Source organism: Corallococcus terminator (genome assembly GCF_049194865.1).
GTDB lineage: Bacteria > Myxococcota > Myxococcia > Myxococcales > Myxococcaceae > Myxococcus > Myxococcus terminator_A.
Genome location: NZ_JBLZWL010000058.1, coordinates 1 through 21,236 on the forward strand (window position 1 = coordinate 1; position 21,236 = coordinate 21,236).

The 21,236-nt window shown below is 67.1% G+C and carries 20 protein-coding genes; 12 read left to right on the top strand and 8 right to left on the bottom strand.

Annotated elements, in window-relative coordinates; genetic code table 11:
- Together ACN469_RS19210 and ACN469_RS19215 are read left to right on the top strand one after the other, a co-directional pair.
- On the top strand, positions 1–464 hold a 464-nt coding region (locus ACN469_RS19210; protein ID WP_498769975.1), incomplete at its 5' end, for a sensor histidine kinase.
- Positions 465–672: 208 nt separating this feature from the next.
- Positions 673–2,751, top strand: a complete 2,079-nt coding sequence (locus ACN469_RS19215; RefSeq protein ID WP_498769977.1) for a PKD domain-containing protein — start codon at positions 673–675, stop codon at positions 2,749–2,751.
- Between the two features lie 150 nt (positions 2,752–2,901).
- Here the strand turns inward: ACN469_RS19215 and ACN469_RS19220 are convergent, their stop codons facing one another.
- Complete coding sequence (locus ACN469_RS19220) at positions 2,902–3,645, bottom strand: SDR family oxidoreductase (protein WP_498770028.1); 744 nt, start codon at positions 3,643–3,645, stop codon at positions 2,902–2,904.
- 112 nt (positions 3,646–3,757) lie between these two features.
- On the opposite strand from ACN469_RS19220, the gene ACN469_RS19225 reads away from it, so the two are divergent.
- From ACN469_RS19225 to ACN469_RS19235, 3 genes are all read left to right on the top strand, one after another.
- Positions 3,758–4,699, top strand: coding sequence for an AraC family transcriptional regulator (locus ACN469_RS19225; RefSeq protein ID WP_498769979.1), 942 nt, complete (start codon positions 3,758–3,760; stop codon positions 4,697–4,699).
- Positions 4,700–4,956: 257 nt separating this feature from the next.
- Positions 4,957–7,911 (top strand): PQQ-dependent sugar dehydrogenase, encoded by a 2,955-nt coding sequence (locus ACN469_RS19230; RefSeq protein ID WP_498769981.1) that lies wholly within the window; start codon positions 4,957–4,959, stop codon positions 7,909–7,911.
- Positions 7,912–7,996: 85 nt separating this feature from the next.
- Positions 7,997–8,680 (top strand): ankyrin repeat domain-containing protein, encoded by a 684-nt coding sequence (locus ACN469_RS19235; RefSeq protein WP_498769983.1) that lies wholly within the window; start codon positions 7,997–7,999, stop codon positions 8,678–8,680.
- 32 nt (positions 8,681–8,712) lie between these two features.
- On the opposite strand, the gene ACN469_RS19240 is transcribed toward ACN469_RS19235, so the two are convergent.
- Entirely contained in the window at positions 8,713–9,081 is a 369-nt protein-coding gene (locus ACN469_RS19240) for an integrin alpha (protein ID WP_498769985.1), read from the bottom strand.
- 175 nt (positions 9,082–9,256) lie between these two features.
- Here ACN469_RS19240 and ACN469_RS19245 point away from each other — a divergent pair, with 175 nt between their 5' ends.
- Complete coding sequence (locus ACN469_RS19245) at positions 9,257–9,919, top strand: hypothetical protein (protein ID WP_498769987.1); 663 nt, start codon at positions 9,257–9,259, stop codon at positions 9,917–9,919.
- Between the two features lie 36 nt (positions 9,920–9,955).
- Positions 9,956–10,987, top strand: coding sequence for a DUF3592 domain-containing protein (locus tag ACN469_RS19250; protein WP_498769989.1), 1,032 nt, complete (start codon positions 9,956–9,958; stop codon positions 10,985–10,987).
- A gap of 37 nt (positions 10,988–11,024) precedes the next feature.
- Here ACN469_RS19250 and ACN469_RS19255 read toward each other — a convergent pair whose 3' ends face one another.
- Both ACN469_RS19255 and ACN469_RS19260 read right to left on the bottom strand, forming a co-directional pair.
- Positions 11,025–11,279 (bottom strand): hypothetical protein, encoded by a 255-nt coding sequence (locus tag ACN469_RS19255; RefSeq protein WP_498769991.1) that lies wholly within the window; start codon positions 11,277–11,279, stop codon positions 11,025–11,027.
- An 83-nt stretch (positions 11,280–11,362) separates the two neighbouring features.
- Positions 11,363–12,085: a TetR/AcrR family transcriptional regulator gene (locus ACN469_RS19260; protein WP_498769993.1), complete on the bottom strand. Its 723-nt coding sequence runs from the start codon at positions 12,083–12,085 to the stop codon at positions 11,363–11,365.
- A 122-nt stretch (positions 12,086–12,207) separates the two neighbouring features.
- Here ACN469_RS19260 and ACN469_RS19265 point away from each other — a divergent pair, with 122 nt between their 5' ends.
- Positions 12,208–13,080 carry an SDR family oxidoreductase gene (locus ACN469_RS19265; protein WP_498769995.1) on the top strand — a complete coding sequence of 291 codons (873 nt, stop codon included), beginning with the start codon at positions 12,208–12,210 and terminating at the stop codon, positions 13,078–13,080.
- A 133-nt stretch (positions 13,081–13,213) separates the two neighbouring features.
- A complete protein-coding gene (locus ACN469_RS19270) occupies positions 13,214–14,098 on the top strand; it encodes an aldo/keto reductase family oxidoreductase (RefSeq protein ID WP_498769997.1) in 885 nt (294 codons plus the stop codon).
- Between the two features lie 3 nt (positions 14,099–14,101).
- Here ACN469_RS19270 and ACN469_RS19275 read toward each other — a convergent pair whose 3' ends face one another.
- Positions 14,102–14,899, bottom strand: a complete 798-nt coding sequence (locus ACN469_RS19275; RefSeq protein ID WP_498769999.1) for a helix-turn-helix domain-containing protein — start codon at positions 14,897–14,899, stop codon at positions 14,102–14,104.
- Between the two features lie 116 nt (positions 14,900–15,015).
- On the opposite strand from ACN469_RS19275, the gene ACN469_RS19280 reads away from it, so the two are divergent.
- Positions 15,016–15,798 (top strand): SDR family oxidoreductase, encoded by a 783-nt coding sequence (locus ACN469_RS19280; protein WP_498770001.1) that lies wholly within the window; start codon positions 15,016–15,018, stop codon positions 15,796–15,798.
- Positions 15,799–15,817: 19 nt separating this feature from the next.
- Here the strand turns inward: ACN469_RS19280 and ACN469_RS19285 are convergent, their stop codons facing one another.
- The 3 genes from ACN469_RS19285 to ACN469_RS19295 all read right to left on the bottom strand — a co-directional run bounded on the left by ACN469_RS19285 (position 15,818) and on the right by ACN469_RS19295 (position 18,508).
- Positions 15,818–16,180, bottom strand: a complete 363-nt coding sequence (locus ACN469_RS19285; protein ID WP_498770003.1) for a cytochrome c oxidase assembly factor Coa1 family protein — start codon at positions 16,178–16,180, stop codon at positions 15,818–15,820.
- A gap of 173 nt (positions 16,181–16,353) precedes the next feature.
- A complete protein-coding gene (lepB, locus tag ACN469_RS19290) occupies positions 16,354–17,250 on the bottom strand; it encodes a signal peptidase I (RefSeq protein ID WP_498770005.1) in 897 nt (298 codons plus the stop codon).
- Positions 17,251–17,437: 187 nt separating this feature from the next.
- A complete protein-coding gene (locus tag ACN469_RS19295; protein ID WP_498770006.1) occupies positions 17,438–18,508 on the bottom strand; it encodes an alpha/beta hydrolase in 1,071 nt (356 codons plus the stop codon).
- Positions 18,509–18,715: 207 nt separating this feature from the next.
- Between ACN469_RS19295 and ACN469_RS19300 the strand changes: the two genes are divergently transcribed.
- Together ACN469_RS19300 and ACN469_RS19305 are read left to right on the top strand one after the other, a co-directional pair.
- A complete protein-coding gene (locus ACN469_RS19300; RefSeq protein ID WP_498770008.1) occupies positions 18,716–19,621 on the top strand; it encodes a LysR family transcriptional regulator in 906 nt (301 codons plus the stop codon).
- 207 nt (positions 19,622–19,828) lie between these two features.
- Positions 19,829–20,290, top strand: a complete 462-nt coding sequence (locus ACN469_RS19305; RefSeq protein ID WP_498770010.1) for a hypothetical protein — start codon at positions 19,829–19,831, stop codon at positions 20,288–20,290.
- Positions 20,291–21,236 lie beyond the last annotated feature (946 nt).

Sequence of the window (21,236 nt, forward strand, 5' to 3'; positions counted from 1 at the left end):
GCGAGAAGCTGGAGACGGTGGACGTGGAGGTGCTGCTGCGGGAGAGCCGCGACCTCCTCGCGCCCCCCGCCGAAGCGACCATCGTCATCGGCGCGGGGATGCCCACGCTCCAGGCGGAGCGGGTGCCGCTCCAGCAGGTCTTCCTGAACCTGATGAGCAACGCCCTGAAGCATGTGGGAAGGACGGACGCGCGCATCGAGGTCACCTGCACCGACGCGGGGGCCTTCCACGACTTCGCGGTGAAGGACAACGGTCCCGGAATCGATCCTCGGTTCCACGACCGCATCTGGGGCATCTTCCAGACCCTGGAAGCGCGCGACAAGGTCGAGGGAACGGGGATTGGCCTCTCGGTGGTGAAGAAGATCGTCGAGACGCGAGGCGGGCGCGTGGCCGTGGAGTCCACGCCAGGCGCCGGGGCGACGTTCCACGTCTACTGGCCCAAGCAGCCCCGGGTGTTCGAGTAGTCCTCCCCGTATCGGCTGGGGCCTCGGTACCTCCAATACAAAAGCAAGCGCCGCTGAGTCTGCCGCGCCCCATGGGTATGAGATTGCCCTGACACATGGGCACACAGGGCTCGAAAACATAGGCCGTCTCCCCTTCCGCCAATAAAGGCAAACGGAGGGAAGGCGACCTGAGTCGCCTCACGCGTATTGTTGGCCCGGGCAAATGCCCATGCCCATCAACAAGCACTCGCGAGGGACCATGCGTCAAATACGCGCATCACGAAGCAGGCTCGTCCTGGACTTCCAGCTTCCGAAGCTCATCCCCTGCCTCATCCTGCTTCTCGCTGCATGTGGTCCCCAGTCCACCCTGGGCGAGGCCGACGTCGGCGTCTCGGTTCAGTCGCTTTCGGCCTCGGACGTGGCCAAGGTCACCCTGACGGTGAGCGCCTCCGATATCTCCCCCAGTATCGTGCAGGACTTGCAGCAAGCCGGGGGCACGTTCCGTGGAATCATCGGGAGCATCCCAACAGGGACCCAGCGTACTTTCCTGGCGCAAGCCTTCGACGCTTCAAACACGCTGATCTACGAAGGGCACGCCTCCGACGTCACTGTCACCGCGGGGGAGACGGCCTCGGTGGTGCTCGTGCTCCAACAGAGCACGGCTCCAACTCCTTATCTGAACAACGTCCCCCGCCTCACCGGGCTCAGCACCTCTGTCTCGCACGTGAAGCCAGGCCAACCGGTCGCGCTCACGGTCACGGCAACCGACGCGGACGGGCACCCCCTTGCCTATGCCTGGACGGCGACAGGAGGAACCTTCACCCAGGCAACCACCGCGAGCCCCACATGGAACGCGCCCCTCACCGAGGGAACGTACACGTTGAGCGTGAGCGTGACCGATGGACAGGGCGGGCAGACGGGCATCTCCCTGAAGATCGCCGTCGTGAGTACCCGAGGGAGCGCGAGCACTTCGGTCTCATTCAATGCCTGGCCCGTGGTGTCCCAGGTCACGGGTACCCCGCTGGGCCAGGTGGCCCCTGGCGCGGCCGTGAACCTGGACGTGTCGGCGGTGGAGCCAGATGGTGATGCGCTCACCTATGGCTGGGCGGATGACTGTGGCGGCGGTTTCAGCAACCCGGCCGTGAAGAATCCGGCCTGGACGGCCCCCGCCTCGGCCCCCACGGGCGGCGTGTGTCAGGTGACGGTGACCGTCAGCGATGGAAGGGGTGGGAGCACGACGGGACGGTTGGGCATCGGCGTGGGGTTGCCCCCCATCCCCAACGCGGCGCCGGTCGTCGACCATACCTTCCAATCTCACAGTGTGATCCCCTCCGGAGGCACGGTGACCCTGAGTGTCAACGCACACGATCCCGAGGGTACGGCCCTCACCTTCACGTGGAGCGCGAGCACGGGTGCCCTGAGCACGCCTGTCAACAGCGCATCACGGAGTGAGGTTGTCTGGACGGCTCCGGCTCCGGGCAATCCGATACCCATCACCCTGGTGGTTCAGGATGCGGACGGGCAGAAGACCACTCATAGCTTCACGGTCGGCTTCCCGGATCAACTTTGTGTCAAGACCGTCACCTCCTACTTGAAGAAAGCCAATCCTTATGGCGCACCACTCTCCGTGGCCTACGCCATGGCTGGAGGTGCAGGGGGCGGTGCGAATAATCAATACATGGGGCTCGGTGGCGCCAGAGTGTCGGGCACATTCACGCTGGGAGCCGGCGACCTGGAGGTCTTCGTCGGTGGAGGTGGTGGAGGTGGCGACAACTTCCACGGCCGTGCTGGAGCGGGCGGAGCCGGATATTACGGGGGCGGCGGCGGGGGACTGATGGGAGGAGGAGCCGGCAGTGGCGGTGGCGGTGGGAGCAGCGCGATCCTCAGTGGGGGGCAGATCATCAATGTCGCGGCCGGAGGGGTTGGTGGTGGTCTGGGCAATGCCGGTCAAGGAGGGAGCCGCACGGGAGGAGCTGCGGGTACGAATAACTACAATATCAATCCCACAGCCGGCACCTTCGGCGCTGGTGGACAAAACTCCATGAGCAAGGGAGGCACGGGCCTCAACGGTGGCGCGGGAACCACGGCGGGCGGAGGTGGAGGTTATGGTGGGGGCGGCGGATCGGGCGCGTCGCCGGGCGGCTCCGCGGGAGGCAACGGTGGGGGCACCCCGGACACCATGGGACTCGGTGCCAACACCTGGGCAAGCGCCACGACCCTTCCCGATGAAGCCGGTGAGAAGAGACAGCAGGGAGGCAACGCCGGACTGGTCATCCTGACGTACAGTGCACCGACCTGTGAGCTGTAACCGCCACCCATTCCGCCAGCGCTGACTGAAGGCCATCTCCCAGGCGCCAGGTCAAAGGCGCCTGGGACGTCGCCGCTTCAACAGCCACTCAGTAGGGGCTCGCGGTGGGACGGATGATGATTTCACTGACATCCACGTCCGCGGGCTTGCTCACGCCGACCGGGCCAGCGCGACCGCGTCGGGCCCCGCGGGGAAACGCAGCTTCGCCGACGTGTCGTTCGCGGCGTGCCAGATTGCCTCGGCCACGTCGGACTCGCGCGTCACCGCGGCCGGCTGCCCGAAGGCGGCGAAGATGCGCTGTGCGAACGGCGCATACGGCTCGGGGAACAGCCCTTCCATGCGGGCGCCGCCGTTGCTCGTGAAACGGGTGCTCGGGCAGTAGCCCGGCTCGACGAGCTTCACACGCAGGTTGAAGGCTTCGAGCTCGAACGCGAGCGACGCCGTGAACCCTTCGATGGCCACCTTGCTCGCGGTGTACACCGCCACCAGCGGCATCGGCGCCAGCGTCGCGCTGGACGTCACGTTCACCACCACTCCCGACTTGCGTGCGCGGAACTGGGGCAGCACCGCCTGCGTCATCGCCATCACACCGAAGACGTTGGTCTCGAACACGTCTCGCACCGTGGCCATCGGCGTGGCCTCGAAGGCCCCCATGAGCCCGAGGCCCGCGTTGTTGACGAGCACGTCGATGGGCCCGCTCGCCTCCAGCGCCGCCGCGATGCTCTCGGGCTTCGTCACGTCGAGCCGCACCACGCGCATCCGCTCGGACGAAGGGAGGACCTCCTCGCGCGGCGTCCGCATGGTGGCGACCACGTTCCAGCCGTGCTCGTGAAAGTGACGCGCGGTCTCGAGTCCATAGCCGGAAGAGCAACCCGTGATGAGCACCGTCTTCATGTCGACTCCTTGCATGGCCGCGATTCGCGCGGCGTCGATGGTCTGAAGGTACGTGCGGCCGACAGGACTCTCCACCACGTGGGGTCCATATTTCTTTTGCTAGAGTCCAGCCATGACCGACCCGCTCTCGGAAGTCATCGCCTTGCTTCAGCCACGAGCCGTCTTCTCGAAAGGCATCAGCGGAGCGGGCCGCTGGGGTGTTCGCTACTCGGACTTTGGCCAGCCGAGCTTCTGTGCCGTGCTCGAAGGCCGCTGCCGACTCGCTGTCGACGGCCAGCCCGCCCTCACGCTCGAGGCGGGCGACTTCGTCCTCCTGCCGGCGACGCCGGGCTTCACCATGTCCGGCTTCGAGCCGGTGACACCCGAGCGCATCAACCCCAAGGCGACGCCCGCTCCGAAGGGTGAGGTCCGTCACGGCACGCGCGGCGGCCGTCCCGACGTGCGCATTCTCGGCGGCTACTTCGTCTTCGACTCGCCTGACGCGGCCCTGATGGTGTCGTTGCTCCCGGCCCTGGTGCACGTGCGCGGCGTGGAGCGGCTCTCGGTGCTGGTACGACTCGTCGGCGACGAGACGAGCGAGCAGCGCTCGGGCAGAGACCTCGTGCTCACGCGTCTCGTGGAGCTGCTGCTCATCGAGGCGCTGCGGTCGACCTCGAGCGACGACGCGCCCCCGGGGCTGTTGCGCGGCCTCGCGGATGCGCGGCTCGCACCGGCGATACGGCAGATGCACGGCCACCTCACGCGGCCGTGGACGGTGGCGCAGCTCGCGAAGAGCGCGGCGCTCTCGCGCTCGGCGTTTTTTGCTCGCTTCACGCGCACCGTGGGGCTGCGCCCGATGGAGTACCTGCTGGATTGGCGGATGGCCGTTGCGCGGGGGTTGCTGCGCCGCCGCGAGCTCGCCATCGCCGAGGTCGCCGAGCGCGTCGGGTACAGCTCGGCGAGCACCTTCAGCACGGCGTTCAGCCGACACGTGGGCCAGTCTCCGGGCCGCTATGCGCGGGCAAGCGAGGTGTCGTCAAAGGCAAGCGGGCTGAACGCCGTCATTCCCATCTGACAAGACGACAGGGAAAACAGGGGCGGGCGCCCCTGAACCCAAGTTCATCTTCTGCCTCAGGTTCAATGTGCCAGCAGCACGCGACAGCGCAGTAGGCCAAGGTGGGCTTGGCTCGCCCGCGGCCTCCAACTTCACCTCACACGCGCGTTCCCGATGAACAGGACTTCAAGGTAAACCCGGACAACACCACCAACGTTCACGCAGTCCATGGGCCGCGTGAGCCTGTCCAACCGGGAGAAGTCGCGATGCAATTACAGGTGAGAACGAGTGTCAGAGACGGGTGCCCCAGGTCGCTCATCGTCGCGTGCGCGGTCTTCTCTCTCGCCGTGGGCTGCTCGACGCCCGAGACGAAGGAGCCCGCGGACCTCTCGGAGGTGCGCGCGGGCGCTGTCCTTCAAGACGCCAACTTCGCGGACTCCGTCTTCGTCGGTGGCCTCCAGGGGCCGACGACGATGACCTTCGCGCCCGACGGGCGCCTGTTCGTCTCGGAGAAGAACGGCTCGCTGCGCATCGTCGCGAACGGCCAGCTCCTGCCGACTCCGTTCATGACGCTCGCCGTGGACACCGGCAACGAGCGGGGGCTGATGGGTGTCGCGTTCGATCCCAACTTCGCCAGCAACAACCACCTGTATGTCTATTACACGTCGGTCGCCGGCACCATCCACAATCGAGTCAGCCGCTTCACCGCCAACGGCAACGTGGTGGTTCCAGGAAGCGAGCTGGTGCTCGCCGACCTTCCGACGCTCGACGCCGCCAACCACAACGGCGGCGCGGTTCGCTTCGGCCTCGATGGCAAGCTCTACGTGTCGGTCGGCGAGAACGCGGTCTCCTCCAACTCACAGAGCCTGAACACGCCGCTCGGAAAGATGCTGCGCTTCAACTCGGACGGCAGCATCCCCACGGACAATCCGTTCTACGCGACCGCCACCGGGCTGGCCAAGGCGACCTGGGCGATGGGGCTGCGCAACCCCTTCACCTTCGATGTCCAGCCCGGTACGGGCATCCTGTTCATCAATGACGTGGGCGAAGGCGGCTGGGAGGAGATCAACCGCGGACAGGCCGGCGCCAACTACGGCTGGCCGATGACGGAAGGCTATTTCACGAACCGCCCGGGGCTCACGCAGCCGTTCTTCGCGTACCCGCATGGCCCCGGCACGGCCTCCGGCAACTGCATCGCCGGGGGTGCCTTCTACAACCCACCGATTCCCGCGTTCCCCAGCGCGTACGTCGGTCAATTCTTCTTCGCGGACTACACCAACGATTGGATCGCCCGCATCGACCCGAACTCCGGCGCGAGGTCGCTGTTCGCGACAGCCGTCCCGGGGCCCGTGGACCTCGACGTGGGACCTGACGGCGCGCTCTATTATCTGGCGCGCAGCTCGGGCCAGGTGGGTCGCATCGCCTACACGGCTTCGCTGCCGCCGAGCATCGCGCAGCAGCCGGCGAGCACGCTGGTCTCCGTGGGCACTCCGGCGACCTTCACGGTGTCCGCGAGCGGCGAGCAGCCCCTCACCTACCGGTGGCAGCGCAACGGCGTGGACATCGCCGGCGCGACCTCGCCGAGCTACGTGTTGAATGCCGCGCAGCTCTCCGACAGCGGCGCGCGCTTCCGAGTGGTCGTGACCAACGGGATTGGCTCGGTCACCAGCGCCGAGGCGGTGCTGACGGTGACGTCCAACAAGCCGCCGGTGGCCACGATTGTGACGCCGGCCACGGGCGCGACCTACATCGCGGCCACCGACCTGCTGTTCTCCGGCTCGGCCAGCGACCTGGAGGATGGCGCGCTGCCGCCGAGCGCGATGACCTGGGGCATCGTCTTCCATCACGATACCCACACGCACCCAGCCATGCCCGATACCACCGGCATCACGAGCGGAAGCTGGCCCATCCCGAACGTCGGCGAGAGCTCGGCCAATGTCTGGTATCGCGTGTGGCTCACGGTGCGCGACTCCGTCGGCCTCACCCACACGACGTATCGCGACGTCCACCCAGTCACCGTACCGCTCACGGTGACCAGCGTGCCGAGCGGGCTGCAAGTGCTGATGGACGGTCAGCCGTTCGCCGCGCCGCACGCCACGACGGGCGTGGTGGGCGTCATGCGCTCGGTGGGCGTCGACTCGCCGCAGTACGCGAACGGAAGATTCTGGGCGTTCTCGTCGTGGTCTGACGGCGGCGCGAAAACGCATGCCTTCACCACGCCGGGCAGCGCGGCCACCTACACGGCCACCTTCACGGAGACGTCGGGCGGGAGCTGCTACCAGATTCAAAGCGAGCGCAGCGACAAGTGGCTCGCCGTGGACATCGCGGGCAAGGTCGTCGCCAGCAGCGCGACGCAGGCAGGAGGGCAGATCTTCCAGCTCGTTCCGACCGGCACCGGGTACAAGCTCAAGGGCTCGGGTGACGCGTTCCTGGCGGTGGTGACGAACCAGCTCGCGATGAGCGCCAACTTCGCCAGCGGGGAGTCGTTCACGCAAATCCCCTGCGGCTTTGGCGGGCGCACCCGTGTCGGGTTCCAGGCCTCAGCGGGGAGCGCGCCCCATTGGAAGGAGACCACGGCGGACGGGCCCATCCAGAGCGGTGACGGCGGCAATGGCGGCGCCTGCAACGCGGCCGATGGCGGCGCCTGGGAGGGCTTCTATCTCGAACCGGTGACCTGCCCGGGTGGCGGCTCCGGCCCCGTGTGCGGCAACGGCACCGTGGAGAGCGGCGAGCAGTGCGACGATGGCAACACCCAGTCGGGCGATGGCTGCGATGCGACGTGCCGCATCGAGACCGGCGCCGCGGGCTGCTTCCGCATCCAGAGCGAGCGCAGCGACAAGTGGTTCACCGTCGACGGCGCTGGCAAGGTGGCCGCCATCAGCACGACGCAGGCCGGTGGAGAGATCTTCGAGCTCGTCACGAGCGGCACGAAATACAAGCTCAAGGGAGCGAGCGGCACGTACCTGGCGGTGGTCACGGACCAGCTCACCGTGAGCGCCACGCTCGGCACGGCGGAGCCGTTCACCCGCCACGACTGCGGCATCCACGGTGGCCGCAATCGATATGGCTTCGAAGCGTCGACGGGCACCGCGCGCAACTGGAAGGAGAACACCCTCGGCGCTCCCATCCAGAGCGGGAATGGCGGCAACGGGGGCATCTGCAATCCCACCGATGCTGGCTCGTGGGAGGCCTTCTACCTCGAGCCCGCGACCTGCCCGACAGCAGGACGATAGCGCGCTCGCGCAGGGACGCATCCGGTGGGTGAAGGAGCGAGACGTGCTTCGCTCCTCGCCTGAGTGGCCTCGGCTGGAGTAGGAGTTGCTCAAGCACCGCCGCTTCGTCGCGAAGGCGAAGCGGCGGCTCCTCCCAGATTCGAGAGCGGTCATGAGCTCAATGCGGTCATCTGACTTGTTGGAGGCCATCGTCCAGCATGAACTGGAACGTGTTCGCGCGCTGCTCGAGCGCGGTGCGGACCCCAACCTGCCCAGGGACGATGGCTGGCGACCTCTGCATGTCGCCATCGGCCAGATTGGCGCTGGGGGAACGATTGACTTCATCAAGCTGTTGCTCGAGCACGGTGCGGACGTCAACGCATGGGATGCCAATCATCACGAGACGCCGATCCTTAGCGCCATGGAACCTCCGGAGCTCGAGGTCGCACGGGTTCTTCTCGAAGCTGGCGCGGATCCGAACGTCCGCAGGTCGACGCATGAGTCGCCTTTGCAGCTGGCCGTCGAGCATGAACATCTGGAGATGACGGCGCTGCTCCTGCGCCATGGCGCAGGAAGAACCATGAACGAGTGGGGAGGGCTTCGCGGATTGACGCCGCTCGGCATGGGCGCTCGCAAGTTCAACCTCCCCATCATCGAGCTCTTGATGGCGGCGGGCGCGGACCCGCAGGCGCTGGATGAGTACGACGAGACCGCGCGCGACAAACTACCCCCCCGTGAAAAGCACGACCCGCGAACATGGGACAGGATCATTGGCCTTCTTGGACGCTGAAGACCTGCGCCGAGCGATTCGTAGTCGTCCCATCACTCCGTCACGTCGACCGTCGTGCTCGACTGGCTCTCGCCGGAGGTCATGGAGACCGTCACCGTGTAGCGCCCCGGTAGCCAATAGCGATGCGCCAGCGCGCCTACCTGCACGTCACCACAGGGCTGAACGGTGACGGGCGACGAGCCATCTCCAAAATCGACCGTGCAGCGTCGGAGCCACGGCGCACGGCCGTGGGGGGCGCCAACGGCCACCTCGCCGAACGTGTCCCCATCCATGTCGCCCAACCCAGCCACCGCTGAACCGAAATAGTCCTCGAACGTCGGAGTGCCCGGGACGACGTCCGCGAAGAGGTCGCCATCGAAATTGCCGGCGGTGATGCCGACAACCGCCGAGCCGAGGGGCAACGTGCGCGCCGGAGTGGTGGCCAGCCCCGTCGCGCTCCCGTGGTAGACCCGCAGCCCGCGTAGCCGCGTTCGCGGTTCCCTCCAGACTGTGCAGGGAATTGCACAGCAAGGCACCGGGCCTGTCGAGGATGAGGAGGACGGGACAGGGGCCGGCTTCTTGCTAGGAATCAACGGCATGAATGCATTCATGAGTCTGTCGAACTGCCAATGGCTCGTGGCGCTGGGCGGGGTCCTCCTCGCGCCAGGAGTCGGCCTCGCATCGGAAGCCAAGGAGTCACCAGGGGCCCTGGCGCCAGGCCCACTGCCTCCCAGCGAAGGCCAGCGATTGGACGCGCCTCGGGAAGAGAGTGGAGGACGGAAGGTGGGGCGCATCGCGGCCGAGCTGGGACTCATGGCGGCGACATCGCTGACGGTGGGGGTTTCCGGGATGCTCATCGGCGCGCTGAATCCGTCGGGGGACTCACGCTCCACCCTCGACTTCCCGAACTTTGATGGAGCAGGGCGTGGGTTTCTCGTGGGCTGCGCGATAGGTGCTCCGCTGGGCGTCTGGCTGGGTGGGCGGGCCGCGCGCGGACAAGGGAGCTTGGAAGGCGTCTTCCTGGGGGCTGGAGCCGGAGGCGGCCTTGGGCTGTTGGCGTCGACGCTGGTTCCGAAGAAGCACGGGGATGTCGCGCCGCTCCTCTTCCCGGCATTCGCCATGGCCGGCTCACTCATCGGCTACGAGGTGTCCCACGCCTTGAACATGGCACCCCGGCCCGCCGACGACGCGGTGAGCCTGCTGCCGGTGCTGTCCATGGATGCACGGGGAAGCACACTGGCCCTGTCGGGCCGGTTCTGACGACACCGGCCCGGAGCATCCCTGTAGACTTGAGCCATGGCTTCTCGCGTGGGCTCGTCCTTGGTGTTGCTCGTGTTCGTGTTGCCGTGGACGGCCCTCACGGGGGTCGCGGACTACTTCGCCATCTCCACCATGGTCCGCCAGACGCAGGCGGCGAGCTGGCCCTCCGTGCAGGGCACCATCACCCGGAGCGAGGTGGAGTCGGTGCGCTCGAACAAGAGCACCACGTACGGCCTGAAGGTGGCCTACGACTACTCCGTCGACGGGCAGCGCCATGAGGGCACCCGGCACCGCTACGCCTCGGGGCGCTCGGGGGTCCGCGCCTACTCGGAGGAGTTGGTGGCGCGCTACCCCCTCGGGGCCAGCGTCCCCGTGTACTACCGACCTGGTCAGCCGTCGGAAGCGGTGTTGCAGGTGGGCCTGGATAGCACGGAGCTGTTCGTGCTCATGGGCATGCTGCCCTTCAACCTGATAGCGCTCTGGCTGTGGGCCATCATGATGTCGCCCTCGAAGCCAGAGCCGCTCGTGTCCCCCTTCAGGCAGGAGGACGGCGGCGAGGGCGTGACGCTCGATGCACCCTCGCCGATCAGGTGGGCGACCCTGGCCTTGGGGTGCTCCGGCCTGGTGTGCTTCGCGCTCGGGGGAACCCTGGGCGGATTCACCGCGCCGTTGCCCCTGGGCGTGGGGGCCTGGGGGGTCGTCATCGCCTGCGGAGTGTTCGCCGGGCAGAAGGCGCGCGCACGCCTGAAGGCCGGGCGCTACGACCTGCGCCTCCACACCCGGGCGCGAAGCCTCTCCCTGCCGCCCTTCTCCGCACGGAAGCACCGGCTCGACCTGCGGTGGCGCGACGTGCTCGCGCTCCGCATCGAACCCCAGCTCCGCAAGCCCAAGGAGAAGGAGGTGCGCGGCTACCGTCTCACACTCGAACTCTCCACCGCCGACGGCGGAGGGCGCCAGGAAGCCATCGCCGAGTTCACCCGCCAGGAGGATGCGGAAGCGCTGGCACGCTGGCTGCGAAAGCACCTCAAGGTGGAGGAGACCGCTCCGGACGAGCTGCGCTCCGCCTGACCCAGGGGCGCTCCAATCACATCCATCGAAGCCTGGGTCAGGGGCTCTTCTTGACGAGGTATCGAAGGACCGAGGTGAGACCGGAGAAGCGGAACGAGGGGTCGATGTATTTTTCGATGACGTAGAAGGCGAAGTAGTAGGCGCGGCAGAAGGCCCAGCTGGCGAGGATGAGCAGCACCAGGGTGCGCCAGTCGGGGAGCTCCAGGAGGATGAGCGCCGACGCGACAAGGCCGATGACGACAAAGAGGATCGCCTTGACCCACATCCAGCGGTGCGATTGCAGGTCGCGCATGCGCGAAACCTATCCCAGGACATTGCAGTGCTGAAGCAGGAGGGCCCGCGGCCCTGAGTCGAGCGCGGCTCCGAACTCCTGTGTCACTCGGCGTTGGCGATGCGCTCGAGCAGCTCGCTCAACAGCAGGCTTTCGCCTCGTGAGAGCACCCGGAGCCGGTCCACGGATGCACGCAGCGCCGTGGCCACCGCGCGGACCTCCGCGTTCGCCGGAGTCACCGCCTCGCTCGTGATCGCCGCCACGGCCGCCTCGCGCGCGGCATCGGCGAGCCCGAGGTCGCGCTTCCCTTCGGGCTGAGACAGGAGCGTGAGCACCGCCCCGGTGCCCATCGCCGACACGAGGCCGAGCGCCCGCTCCTCACTGACCCGCAGCCTGCCCGCGAGCGCGATGTTCCGGATGCGACGCCGCAGAACGGCCTCCCCATCGCCGAGCGCGGGCGAGTGCGAGGACAGGTGCGGATCACTGCTCATGATGGCGAACAGCCCTGGATGGCGGAGGCCGAACGCGACGTGCATGTCCCAGCCATCGCGAAAGTCCTGGAGCGGGTCCGGGTGCGCCCTCTTCCTGGATTTCTCCGACACGTAGCGCTTCATCACGTGCTCGATGACGGCCGCGAGCAGGCCGCGCTTGTCTCCAAAGAGCCGGTACAGCGTCGGAGCCTGCACCCCCGCGGCGGCGGCCACGGCACGCGTGGTCGCCGCATCGGGCCCGCCGGAGGAGATGAGCTCGGCGGCGGCCTCGATGATGCGTGCGCGCACATCGGAGCCCTCCGCGTCTTCGGCGGCGAACTTCTCGCGGTCCGTCATGGGACGGAGATAACACGCAGCCCGAGAGCACCGCTAACCCGCATTTGATATCGCCGCTAACGGGAACTATGTTAACGGCGGAAACGGAATTTCGATTCCACCGCTATCCCAAGGAGCGTTCGATGATTGTCGTGACTGGAGCGACGGGGCAGCTCGGCCGCCTCATCGTGGAGAGACTCGTCACCCAGGTGCCTGTAGGGCAGGTCGCCGTCAGCGTCCGCGACGTGAAGAAGGCCCAGGACCTGGCGGCACGCGGCGTCCGGGTGCGAGGCGGTGACTTCGCCAATCCAGCGAGCCTCGCGCACGCCTTCGAGGGGGCGACCCAGGTCCTGCTCGTCTCCTCGAATGCGCGTGCGTATGGCGGCGACACCCTTGCCCAGCATCGTTGCGCCATCGACGCCGCGCGGTCCGCGGGTGTGCGGCGCATCGTCTACACCAGCCACATGGCGGCGAGCCCTTCATCGGTGTTTCCCCCGATGCTCGACCATGCGGCGACGGAGCAGCTGCTGAGCGACTCCGGTCTGGAGTGGACCGCGCTTCGCAATGGCTTCTACGCGACGAGCGGGATGTTCCTGCTGGCGAAGGGCATGGAGGCCGGCGTCTTCGAGGCGCCCGAGGACGGCAAGGTCTCCTGGACCACGCACGCGGACCTCGCGGAGGCGGCGGCCGTGATTCTGGCGAACGAGGGGCGGTACGACGGGCCCACGCCGCCGCTCACGGCCGCGCAGGCGCTCGACTTCCAAGCGCTGTGCGACCTCGCGTCGAGCCTCCTGGGACGTCCGCTCCGTCGAAGCATCGTGTCAGAGGGCGAGATGCGCGCGAGGCTCCAGGCGGCCGGCATGCCCGCGGCCGTGGTCGACATCTCGCTTGGCCTCTACCGCGCGAGCCGCGATGGCGAGTTCGCGGCCGTCGACCCCACATTGCAGGAGTTGCTCGGGCGCACGCCGACGAGCATGCGCGAGGTGATTGCCCAGGGAGGGACACGCGATTCCTGACGTCGCATTCAGGCGCGGAGGCTCCAACCCGCCAGGAGCCCCGTTCACCACTCCGCACAGCCCATGCGGAGAGTACCCGGTTCTCGCCAGCCCGGCGGAGGCCTATCTCTGCCTCAGCGTTGAAGGAGCGTGCATGTCCAGCATCAATCAGGTCGGGACGTTCAGCCTTGGCGAGCGCCGCGTGAAGCGGCTCGGCTATGGCGCCATGCAGTTGGCGGGGCCCGGTGTGTTCGGCCCTCCCAAGGACCGGGATGCGGCCCTCGCGGTGCTCCGCGAGGCCGTCGCGAGCGGGGTCGACCACATCGACACCAGCGACTTCTATGGCCCGCACATCACCAATCAGTTGATCCGGGAAGCGCTGCACCCCTATCGCGATGAGCTCACCATCGTCACCAAGGTCGGCGCCCTGCGGGGAGCGGATGGCTCGTGGCGCCCCGCCTTCTCGCGCGAGGAGCTGACCCAGGCGGTCCACGACAACCTCCGCAATCTGGGGCTGGAGGCGCTCCACGTGGTCAACCTTCGCAGCATGTTCAACATGCATCACCCCGCGGAGGGCTCCCTGGAGGCACCGCTCCGCGTGCTCGCCGACCTCCAGAAGCAAGGGCTCATCCGTCACATCGGGTTGAGCCATGTCACGCGCACGCAGATCGCGGAAGGACGCCGCATCTGCGACATCGTCTGTGTGCAGAACCAATACAATCTGGCGCATCGAGGGGACGATGCGTTGCTCGACGAACTCGCCCGCGAGGGCATCGCCTATGTGCCGTTCTTCCCGCTCGGCGGCTTCACGCCGCTGCAGTCGTCGACCTTGTCTGACGTCGCCGCGCGCCTCGGCGCCACGCCCATGCAGGTCGCGCTCGCCTGGCTCCTTCGTCGCGCGCCCAACATCCTCTTGATTCCTGGCACCTCGTCCCTCGCGCACCTGCGAGAGAACCTCGCCTCCGCCGAGCTCAAGCTCCCGGATGAGACTGTCCGGGCGCTGGACACCATGGCGGACCTCGGCTCCGCCAGAGCGTGAGGCTCATCTCCCTGTTGCGTCGTGGAGCTCGGCCTCCGCGTCACCGGAGCCAAACCGCTCGCCCGCACGCTTGAGGAAGGCGCCCGGTGTAAGGCCGATGAGTTCCCTGAAGTCGGCGATGAGGTGCGACTGGTCGTAGTAGCCCGCATCCACGGCGATGCGTCCCCAGTCCTTCGAGGTCGCCGCCATCCGCACGGCGCGCTGCAGCCGAACGGTGCGTGCGAAATCCTTCGGCCCGATGCCGACGCTCTCCGTGAAGGCGCGGCGAAGGTGCCGCGCCGTGACGCCAAGCCGCTCCGCCACGCTCTCCACCCGCACCGCGTCTCCCTCCAGCAGGCGAACCGCGCGGCGAGCGAGTCGAGCCGATGCCGGTTCGAAGGTCTGGCGGGTGCGAAGGGCCATCGCGTAGGAGAGTCGCTCAAGAACCTCCGGCAGGCTTCGCGCGGCGAGGAGCTCGTGGCGGAGGTCGCCGCCCGAACGGCCCCAGAGGTCTTCCAACGGGACGACCCGGTCCGTCAGCGCGCTTGCTCCCACGCCCAGGAGCGGCGCCGACCAGCCGGGCTTGAACAGAAGGATGACCGCCCGCGCGACGCCGGTCGTGTTCTTGAACAGCGCCCTCGTTCGCGGACCCGCGACGCACACATCCCCGCTCCGTCCCTCCTCCAGCACTCGAATGACCAGGGTCGTTCTTCCGTCCGGCAACCGTGCGAAGTGACGCGCGCGTCCAGCGACTGGCACGACAGCGCGAACGTCCTCGACGAAGCGGGAGAGCGAGAACGTCAAGGCGGAGGAATCCATCATGCGCGGCACCCTCGCACTCTCGCGCGGCCACCGAGGCCGTTCAAGCCGGCGAGGAGGCGCTGGAGATGTCCGGTCCTTCCAATCGGAGAACCACGGCGGGAGCTACAAGAGGCAGCATGACCCACCCAGATTTCGCGGACCATGTCGTGGTTGTCACCGGGGCAAGCGGGGGAGTCGGCGCTGCCTCCGCCGAGGAGCTTGCTAGACGTGGCGCATCCGTCGTCCTGGCCGCGCGCCGCGCCGGTCCCCTCGGTGAAGTGGCCAGGCGTTGTGGGAACCAGGCCCACGCCGTCGTCGCCGACGTGACGAAGCGCGCCGACGTGCAGCACATCTTCGACGAGGCCGTCGCGAAGTTCGGCCGTGTCGACATCTGGATCAACAACGTCGGTCGAGGCATCGGCCGCCCCCTGCTCGAAATCACCGACGACGACGTCGACGCGATGATGCGCGACAACATGAAGTCGGTGCTCTACGGCATGCAGGTCGTGACACCGCACCTCCAGGCCCGGGGCACGGGAGCCATCGTGAACGTGTCGTCGCTCCTCGGCCGCACCCCGCTCCCTCCGCGCGCCGCCTACGCCGCGGCGAAGGCAGCGATGATGTCGCTCTCGGAGGCGTTCCGCATCGAGCTGGCGGGCTCGCATCCCCAGCTCCGCGTGGTGGTCGTCTACCCCGGGCGGATTACCACCGACTTCGGTCAGAACGCGCTGGGTCAGCGCATGATGGATGCAGGGAAGCTTCCCGCCGAGGTCCTCGCGGCCATCGGCGGCTCGACGCAGACGGCGCAAGAAGTCGCGCATGTGGTGTGCGACGCGGCCCTGAGCAGTCGCGGGGACGTCTATACCCAGCCGAACGCGTTCGCGCGCGTGCGGGAGTACCTGGAGAAGCAGCCGGGTTGACGCTGGGGGGTACCGGCCATCAATACCCTCCGACGACGTTGATCTCCTTGCCGTCCTGCGCCATCACGCGAAGGCGGCTGAATCCCCAGACCTGGCTTGTCTGAACTGCCTTCACCTGCAGCACGCCATCCTGTTTGCTTCCGGACAGAGCAATCTGCATTTCGGCGACCGCGTTATCGTCGCGAAACTGGGTCTTGCCCGAGAAGAGAAAGCTGCCACTCACAGGCGCGCCCAGGGCCTGGACGACCTGCTGATGATTGACCACCCGCGCCAGGGCCTCATCGTGGGGGAACTGACTCCGGAACCACAGGCCACCACCGCCGCAGCACATCAATGGAAGTCCTACCAGTCCCGCAAGCACCCACTTCAGCGTCGGTGACATTCCTGGCTCCCCCTGCCCTTTCGGGCCTGACGGCATGGATGGGAACACTCTAAGCGTCTGCCAGCACCCACGAAAGCAGACAGGGCCCCCGGCACACCGGGGTCCCTGAATGACTGACGTTCAAGGCCCCGCGATGCAATGCGAGCGCAGGAACCAGATAGTGGAGGACAGGCTTATTGGAGCCACTGGCCGAGCCTGTCCCAACCCACCCCGCGACCGGGGGCCCACGCGAAGAAGATATAGGCGGCCACACCGTGGACGCTGGCTTCCGGCACGGCACCGAAGTAGCGCGAGTCGAAGCTGTTGCCACGGTTGTCTCCCACGAGGAAGAGGTGCCCCTGGGGCACCTTGCAGCTCGTGCCCTCCGGTTCGAGGAGGGCTGGGCAGAGGCCCCCCTCACGGGGGACGGACACGCCCTCCCCGCCGCCCTGGGTGCGGTAGCTGAGCTCTCCCAAGGTCTCCTCATACACCACGCACCCGGGCGACAGTTGCGTCGCTCCGGTCGCGACGCACGCATCCTCGGTGGGCCGGCGAGGGATGAGCTGGCCGTTCAGCCACAGCCTGCCCCCTTCCATCCGCACGGTGTCCCCGCCCGAGGCGATGAGGCGCTGCAGAAAGGGGCTCTCGGGGGCGTGCGGAGGGTCGAACACCAACACCTCACCGCGCCGCGGAAGGCGACGCCGCAGGGGAGACGCGACGCTGGCATCCACCATGATGACATCACCCTGAAGAAGGGAGGGGTCCATTCCCCCGGACGGGATGCGCCAGGATTTCGCGACGCTGGCGCGAATCCCAGCCACCGCCACGCTGCTCAAGAACCAGACTCCCGCGACCAGCAGCAACGCGCGCCAGCGAGGAGGTACGCCCGAGACGGGTGGAGCCACACGCACCACATCCACGACGGCCGCCATGAGCAGTGCCAGCACCGTCACGACGCCTGCGAAGCCCACGAACGGCAGGCTCGAGTTGAGCACCATCATGGCACCGACCCACAGCGCGCCGCGCGGCCACCGCCCCACGAGCACATGCCCCACGCCGGGGCTGGCCACCAGCGTGAGGAGGGTCGCCACGACCCTGCGCCGGGATGAAAGCGGCCGGGGTAGAGGCATGGCCAATTCGGTGTCGACCGTCATCGCCTGAGCATCGATGAAGATTGCGCTGCCGCACAACCTTCAGTGCCACTCCTCGTTGAGAGGGTGCGCCCGTGTCCCGCCCGAGGCGCCCATGGCGTCGGACGGGACACGCCCTGGGTCCTGCTCAGTCCAGGTGCTTGTCGGCGAGGAACTTCGACAGCAGGTCCGCGATCTCCACGTTGTTGGTGTCCGAGAACGGGAAGTGCGTGTTGCCTCGAATCCCAAGCTCCGGCAGATGGACGAGCGTGACGTCCCCGCCATGGCGATTCACCGCGTCGCGCCAGAGCCGCGCCATCGCGAGCCGAACACGCCAGTTGTCCTGACCCGGATTCGACGAGGGCTCCTCCGGAATGTTGTCCCCGAAGTACAACACAATCGGGACCTGGGTCAGCGACTTGAACCGAGACAACGGAACACCGACGGCTTCCAGTGGGCCCGTGAGGCTGGGCATGGGTGGCGGAACCTCTCCCTCTGGAAAGACGAAGCCGCTGCCTGGCTCATACGAGACCACCGCTCGAACGTTCGGGTTGCGCATCGCGACCAGCCAGCCGGGGCCGCCTCCCTGGGAGTGCGTGACGAGGATGCCCTGCCCCACCCGGTCGAACAGCGCGGAGACAGCGCTCGCGCTCACCTCCGCATCGAAGGGCCCCGTGTTCGGCGTCATCGAGCGGAAGAACTGGTTGAGCGCCTCCGGCTCACGAGAGAGCCGCACCCCAGGGAAGTAGTCAGGCCAGACGCCCATCCGGAACATGCCGAACCAGGTCTGGTCGTCGGGAGTCGCCGGGAGGGTCGACGGGACGGTGCTGCGCCCCGCGTCTCCGCGACGTGGCTGGTCCAGCAGGTAGACCGAGAACCTGCGTCGCAAGAAGAGGTTCTGAAAGCCCTCTCGACCGTCAGCGGTGGTCTCCCACGTCTTCGAGGACTGGCCGGCGCCGTGCCAGAACACCAATGGGAGACGACGCGCGTCGCTTGGGACTTGATAGAAGACATACGCGTGGTCGCCGTGAAGCGTCGCGCCCTCCGGCGAGGGACGGCGCGGGTCGAAGGTCCCCGGACTGGTTACGACTGTCCCGCCAACGGCGAAGCTCCCCTGCTCTCGGAGCACGAGGTCTACCGCCCGCGCCCCTGTCGTGGTGTGGGCACAGGCCGAGGCCACCAGAGGGAGCACCATCGCGGTAAGGGCGAGCCGGTTCATGTCGGTCCTTTCAATGGGTTCGGCGGAAGCCGGAGCGAAGAGACGTAGCCGTCACGGGGGCCGAGGGACAGGTGGGTAGACGGTCATGGGCCTTGAAGCTGCGATTGAAGATGGGCCGCGGCTAGGACACTGTCCCTGAACGGGTGCCGACGCTCGGGGCGCCTCGCGCCCGCGGAGAGGCATCGGTGGCCCGTACGGACACTCGCCATGAAGACGACGCTCCTCCCACAGCTCCAGGTGTTCCTCGTGGTGGCGCGACTGAAGAGCTTCAGCGCGGCGGCGCGCGAACTCAACGTCTCTCCGGCCGCCGTGAGCCAATCCGTGCGCCAGCTCGAGGCGCAGCTGCGGGTGGTGCTCTTCGCTCGGACCACCCGAAGCATGTCGCTCACGGACGCGGGACGGCGGCTCCTGGAGGGCGCGGGACCGGGCCTCAGCCAGGCGCTCGCGAGCCTCACGGAGGTGGCGGCGCAGCCGGGCGAAGCGGTGGGACAGTTGAAGCTGACGGTGCCGGAAGTCGCGGTGCCCTACGTCATCACCCCGGTGCTGCCCGCCTTCCGCGCGCGCCACCCTCGGGTGCAAGTGGAGGTCGTCGCGGAGAACCGACTCGTGGATATCGTCGCGGAGGGCTACGACGCGGGCGTGCGCCTGCACGAGGCCCTCGAGCGCGACATGGTGCAGGTGCGCCTCACCCCCGCCTTCCGCTTCGTCGTGGTGGGTGCCCCCTCCTATCTCGAGCGACACGGTACGCCCCAGCGTCCCGAGGACCTGTTGCGCCACGAGTGCTTCACCATTCGCATGCCGTCGAGCGGAGGCCTCTACGCCTGGGAGCTGGAGCGCGGGCGCAGGAACTGGCGGGTGCCGGTGCGGGGCGGCGTGCTCACCAACGACCGCGCACTGACGCTGACCCTGGTGGAGCAGGGTCTCGGGTTGGCGTACGCCTTCGAGCCGGCGGTGAAGGAGCAACTGCGCACCGGACGGCTCGTGCGAGTGCTCGAGGAGTACGCGCCCACCGTGCCCGGGTTCTTCCTCTACTTCCCCAGCAGGGCACAGCGCTCGGGGCCGCTGCGCCTCTTCATCGACGTGGCCAAGGAGTTTGCGGTGAAGACGGTGTGATGACCGCCCTCTCAGACATGACGAAGCCCATGGGCAGTCCATTCAACCGGACACCTGTCGGCGAACGGCTACCCATCAAATAGCTGTCTCCGCTCAAGACAAGGATTGGCTTGGCTTGCAGATCTCCCAGCCATCAAACCGCACATCATGATAGACACGCAAGACCCGTCAGGCCGACGGCCTCACACCTTGCACGCGAGTCCCAGCATGCAGCCAACCCGCCTCCTCATCGCCATCCTCGCCCTCTCCACCTTTGCATGTGGAGGACCGGCAGACACCGCCAACAATCAGGAGCAAGAACCCGGCATCAACAAGGCAAATCTTGACCCGAGCGACCCCATCATCGGAAACTACTACCTTGGAGTCGGCGGCGATCACCTGATCACCATTGACGGAAGTGGCAACGGAATCACGACCTCCCCATCATGGCCGCCGGGTAACTGTTTTTTCAATTCGCCCATCTATCGGAACCTCGTGTTCAGCCATCTTCAAAACGGCTGTGAGCGTTGGTACACTGGCGAGAAGTATGAGATGTGTTCTTCGACCCCTACGTGGGTTCCCATCTCATTGAGATTCATTGCCTATGGCGCCTGCGGCGGTAATGCCCCCACTTCCTTCCTTGAATTTTATTCATTGGGCAATAGTGGTTGGAGCTTCACTAGGTACTAAGGCCTGATTGAGGGACCGCGAGCCCCTGAAAGCGGTGCGGCAACCGGAAACCTCTCGGCGCCGCTTGCGTGGGCTCCGGGAGTCTGCCCCGCGCAGAGCAGGCAGCAGGTGCCTCCCATGAGAAGCCTCGTAGTGAGGCCTTCGGGCACAGGGCTGGACCTCCGGGTCCGGCCCTTTTCATTTCCCACGCACGGCATGCGTCGTCGAGCTGCCGCGAGTAACAACCGGTACAGCCCTGGCTCCGTTAGACGGAGTCTGCGCCACGACTGTGGGTGGAGCTTCCGAAAACGGCCGGGATGCTGACGACGGCGGCATCACCGCCAGTGCTCCGGGCAAGGCCCCGCCCCTGGGCTGCCTCCCTGCCGGGCGGTCGCCTTCGCACGGCTCCCGCGTCACATCCCCTGAATGGACCGGTCTCGTCCACATCGGTGCCGGGGAAGAATTCCACGCAATGGGAAGGCGCCTCGTTCGAAGCACTGACCGTGTGCCCACCCGGTAACGACACCTGCATCCCCACACCGCAGGTGGCGCGCTGGACGGCGCGCAGTGAAGCGCTGTCACCCTCGAGCCCCGGCCATCCCTGTGACCCCTTGCTCGCCTGGAAACTCCTACATGCTGAGACTCTAGTTCGCGCCCAATTTTGGCGAATCTCCAGGACAATGGGATTCTGTCGGGAGCATGTCCGACATCCTCGACACTCGCCGCAGCCCCGCCGACAGACTGTGTCTCGTATTGCCGCGCTCTTCGCGGATACTTGAATACAGCTGTTGACATGTTTCATGGGTGGCTCGGCCACCGAGTGATGCAGCCAGGACGTCAGCCATCCGTGAAGCTGGCTTGATGACGTAGCCCGGCCCCTTTCATCCCCGTGACGCCGCATCGACAACGTGTCGGTCGGCTGGTGCTCGCGCCTCCTGGCCCCCCAGGTCTGGCGCTCGGAGTCTTT

Excerpts from the sequence above, each read along its gene's own strand:
- ACN469_RS19215 (WP_498769977.1), top strand. The coding sequence starts at position 673 with ATGCCCATCAACAAGCACTCGCGAGGGACCATGCGTCAAATACGCGCA.
- ACN469_RS19220 (WP_498770028.1), bottom strand. The coding sequence starts at position 3,645 with ATGAAGACGGTGCTCATCACGGGTTGCTCTTCCGGCTATGGACTCGAG.
- ACN469_RS19225 (WP_498769979.1), top strand. The coding sequence starts at position 3,758 with ATGACCGACCCGCTCTCGGAAGTCATCGCCTTGCTTCAGCCACGAGCC.
- ACN469_RS19245 (WP_498769987.1), top strand. The coding sequence starts at position 9,257 with ATGAATGCATTCATGAGTCTGTCGAACTGCCAATGGCTCGTGGCGCTG.
- ACN469_RS19250 (WP_498769989.1), top strand. The coding sequence starts at position 9,956 with ATGGCTTCTCGCGTGGGCTCGTCCTTGGTGTTGCTCGTGTTCGTGTTG.
- ACN469_RS19255 (WP_498769991.1), bottom strand. The coding sequence starts at position 11,279 with ATGCGCGACCTGCAATCGCACCGCTGGATGTGGGTCAAGGCGATCCTC.
- ACN469_RS19260 (WP_498769993.1), bottom strand. The coding sequence starts at position 12,085 with ATGACGGACCGCGAGAAGTTCGCCGCCGAAGACGCGGAGGGCTCCGAT.
- ACN469_RS19265 (WP_498769995.1), top strand. The coding sequence starts at position 12,208 with ATGATTGTCGTGACTGGAGCGACGGGGCAGCTCGGCCGCCTCATCGTG.
- ACN469_RS19270 (WP_498769997.1), top strand. The coding sequence starts at position 13,214 with ATGTCCAGCATCAATCAGGTCGGGACGTTCAGCCTTGGCGAGCGCCGC.
- ACN469_RS19275 (WP_498769999.1), bottom strand. The coding sequence starts at position 14,899 with ATGATGGATTCCTCCGCCTTGACGTTCTCGCTCTCCCGCTTCGTCGAG.
- ACN469_RS19280 (WP_498770001.1), top strand. The coding sequence starts at position 15,016 with ATGACCCACCCAGATTTCGCGGACCATGTCGTGGTTGTCACCGGGGCA.
- ACN469_RS19285 (WP_498770003.1), bottom strand. The coding sequence starts at position 16,180 with ATGTCACCGACGCTGAAGTGGGTGCTTGCGGGACTGGTAGGACTTCCA.
- ACN469_RS19295 (WP_498770006.1), bottom strand. The coding sequence starts at position 18,508 with ATGAACCGGCTCGCCCTTACCGCGATGGTGCTCCCTCTGGTGGCCTCG.
- ACN469_RS19300 (WP_498770008.1), top strand. The coding sequence starts at position 18,716 with ATGAAGACGACGCTCCTCCCACAGCTCCAGGTGTTCCTCGTGGTGGCG.
- ACN469_RS19305 (WP_498770010.1), top strand. The coding sequence starts at position 19,829 with ATGCAGCCAACCCGCCTCCTCATCGCCATCCTCGCCCTCTCCACCTTT.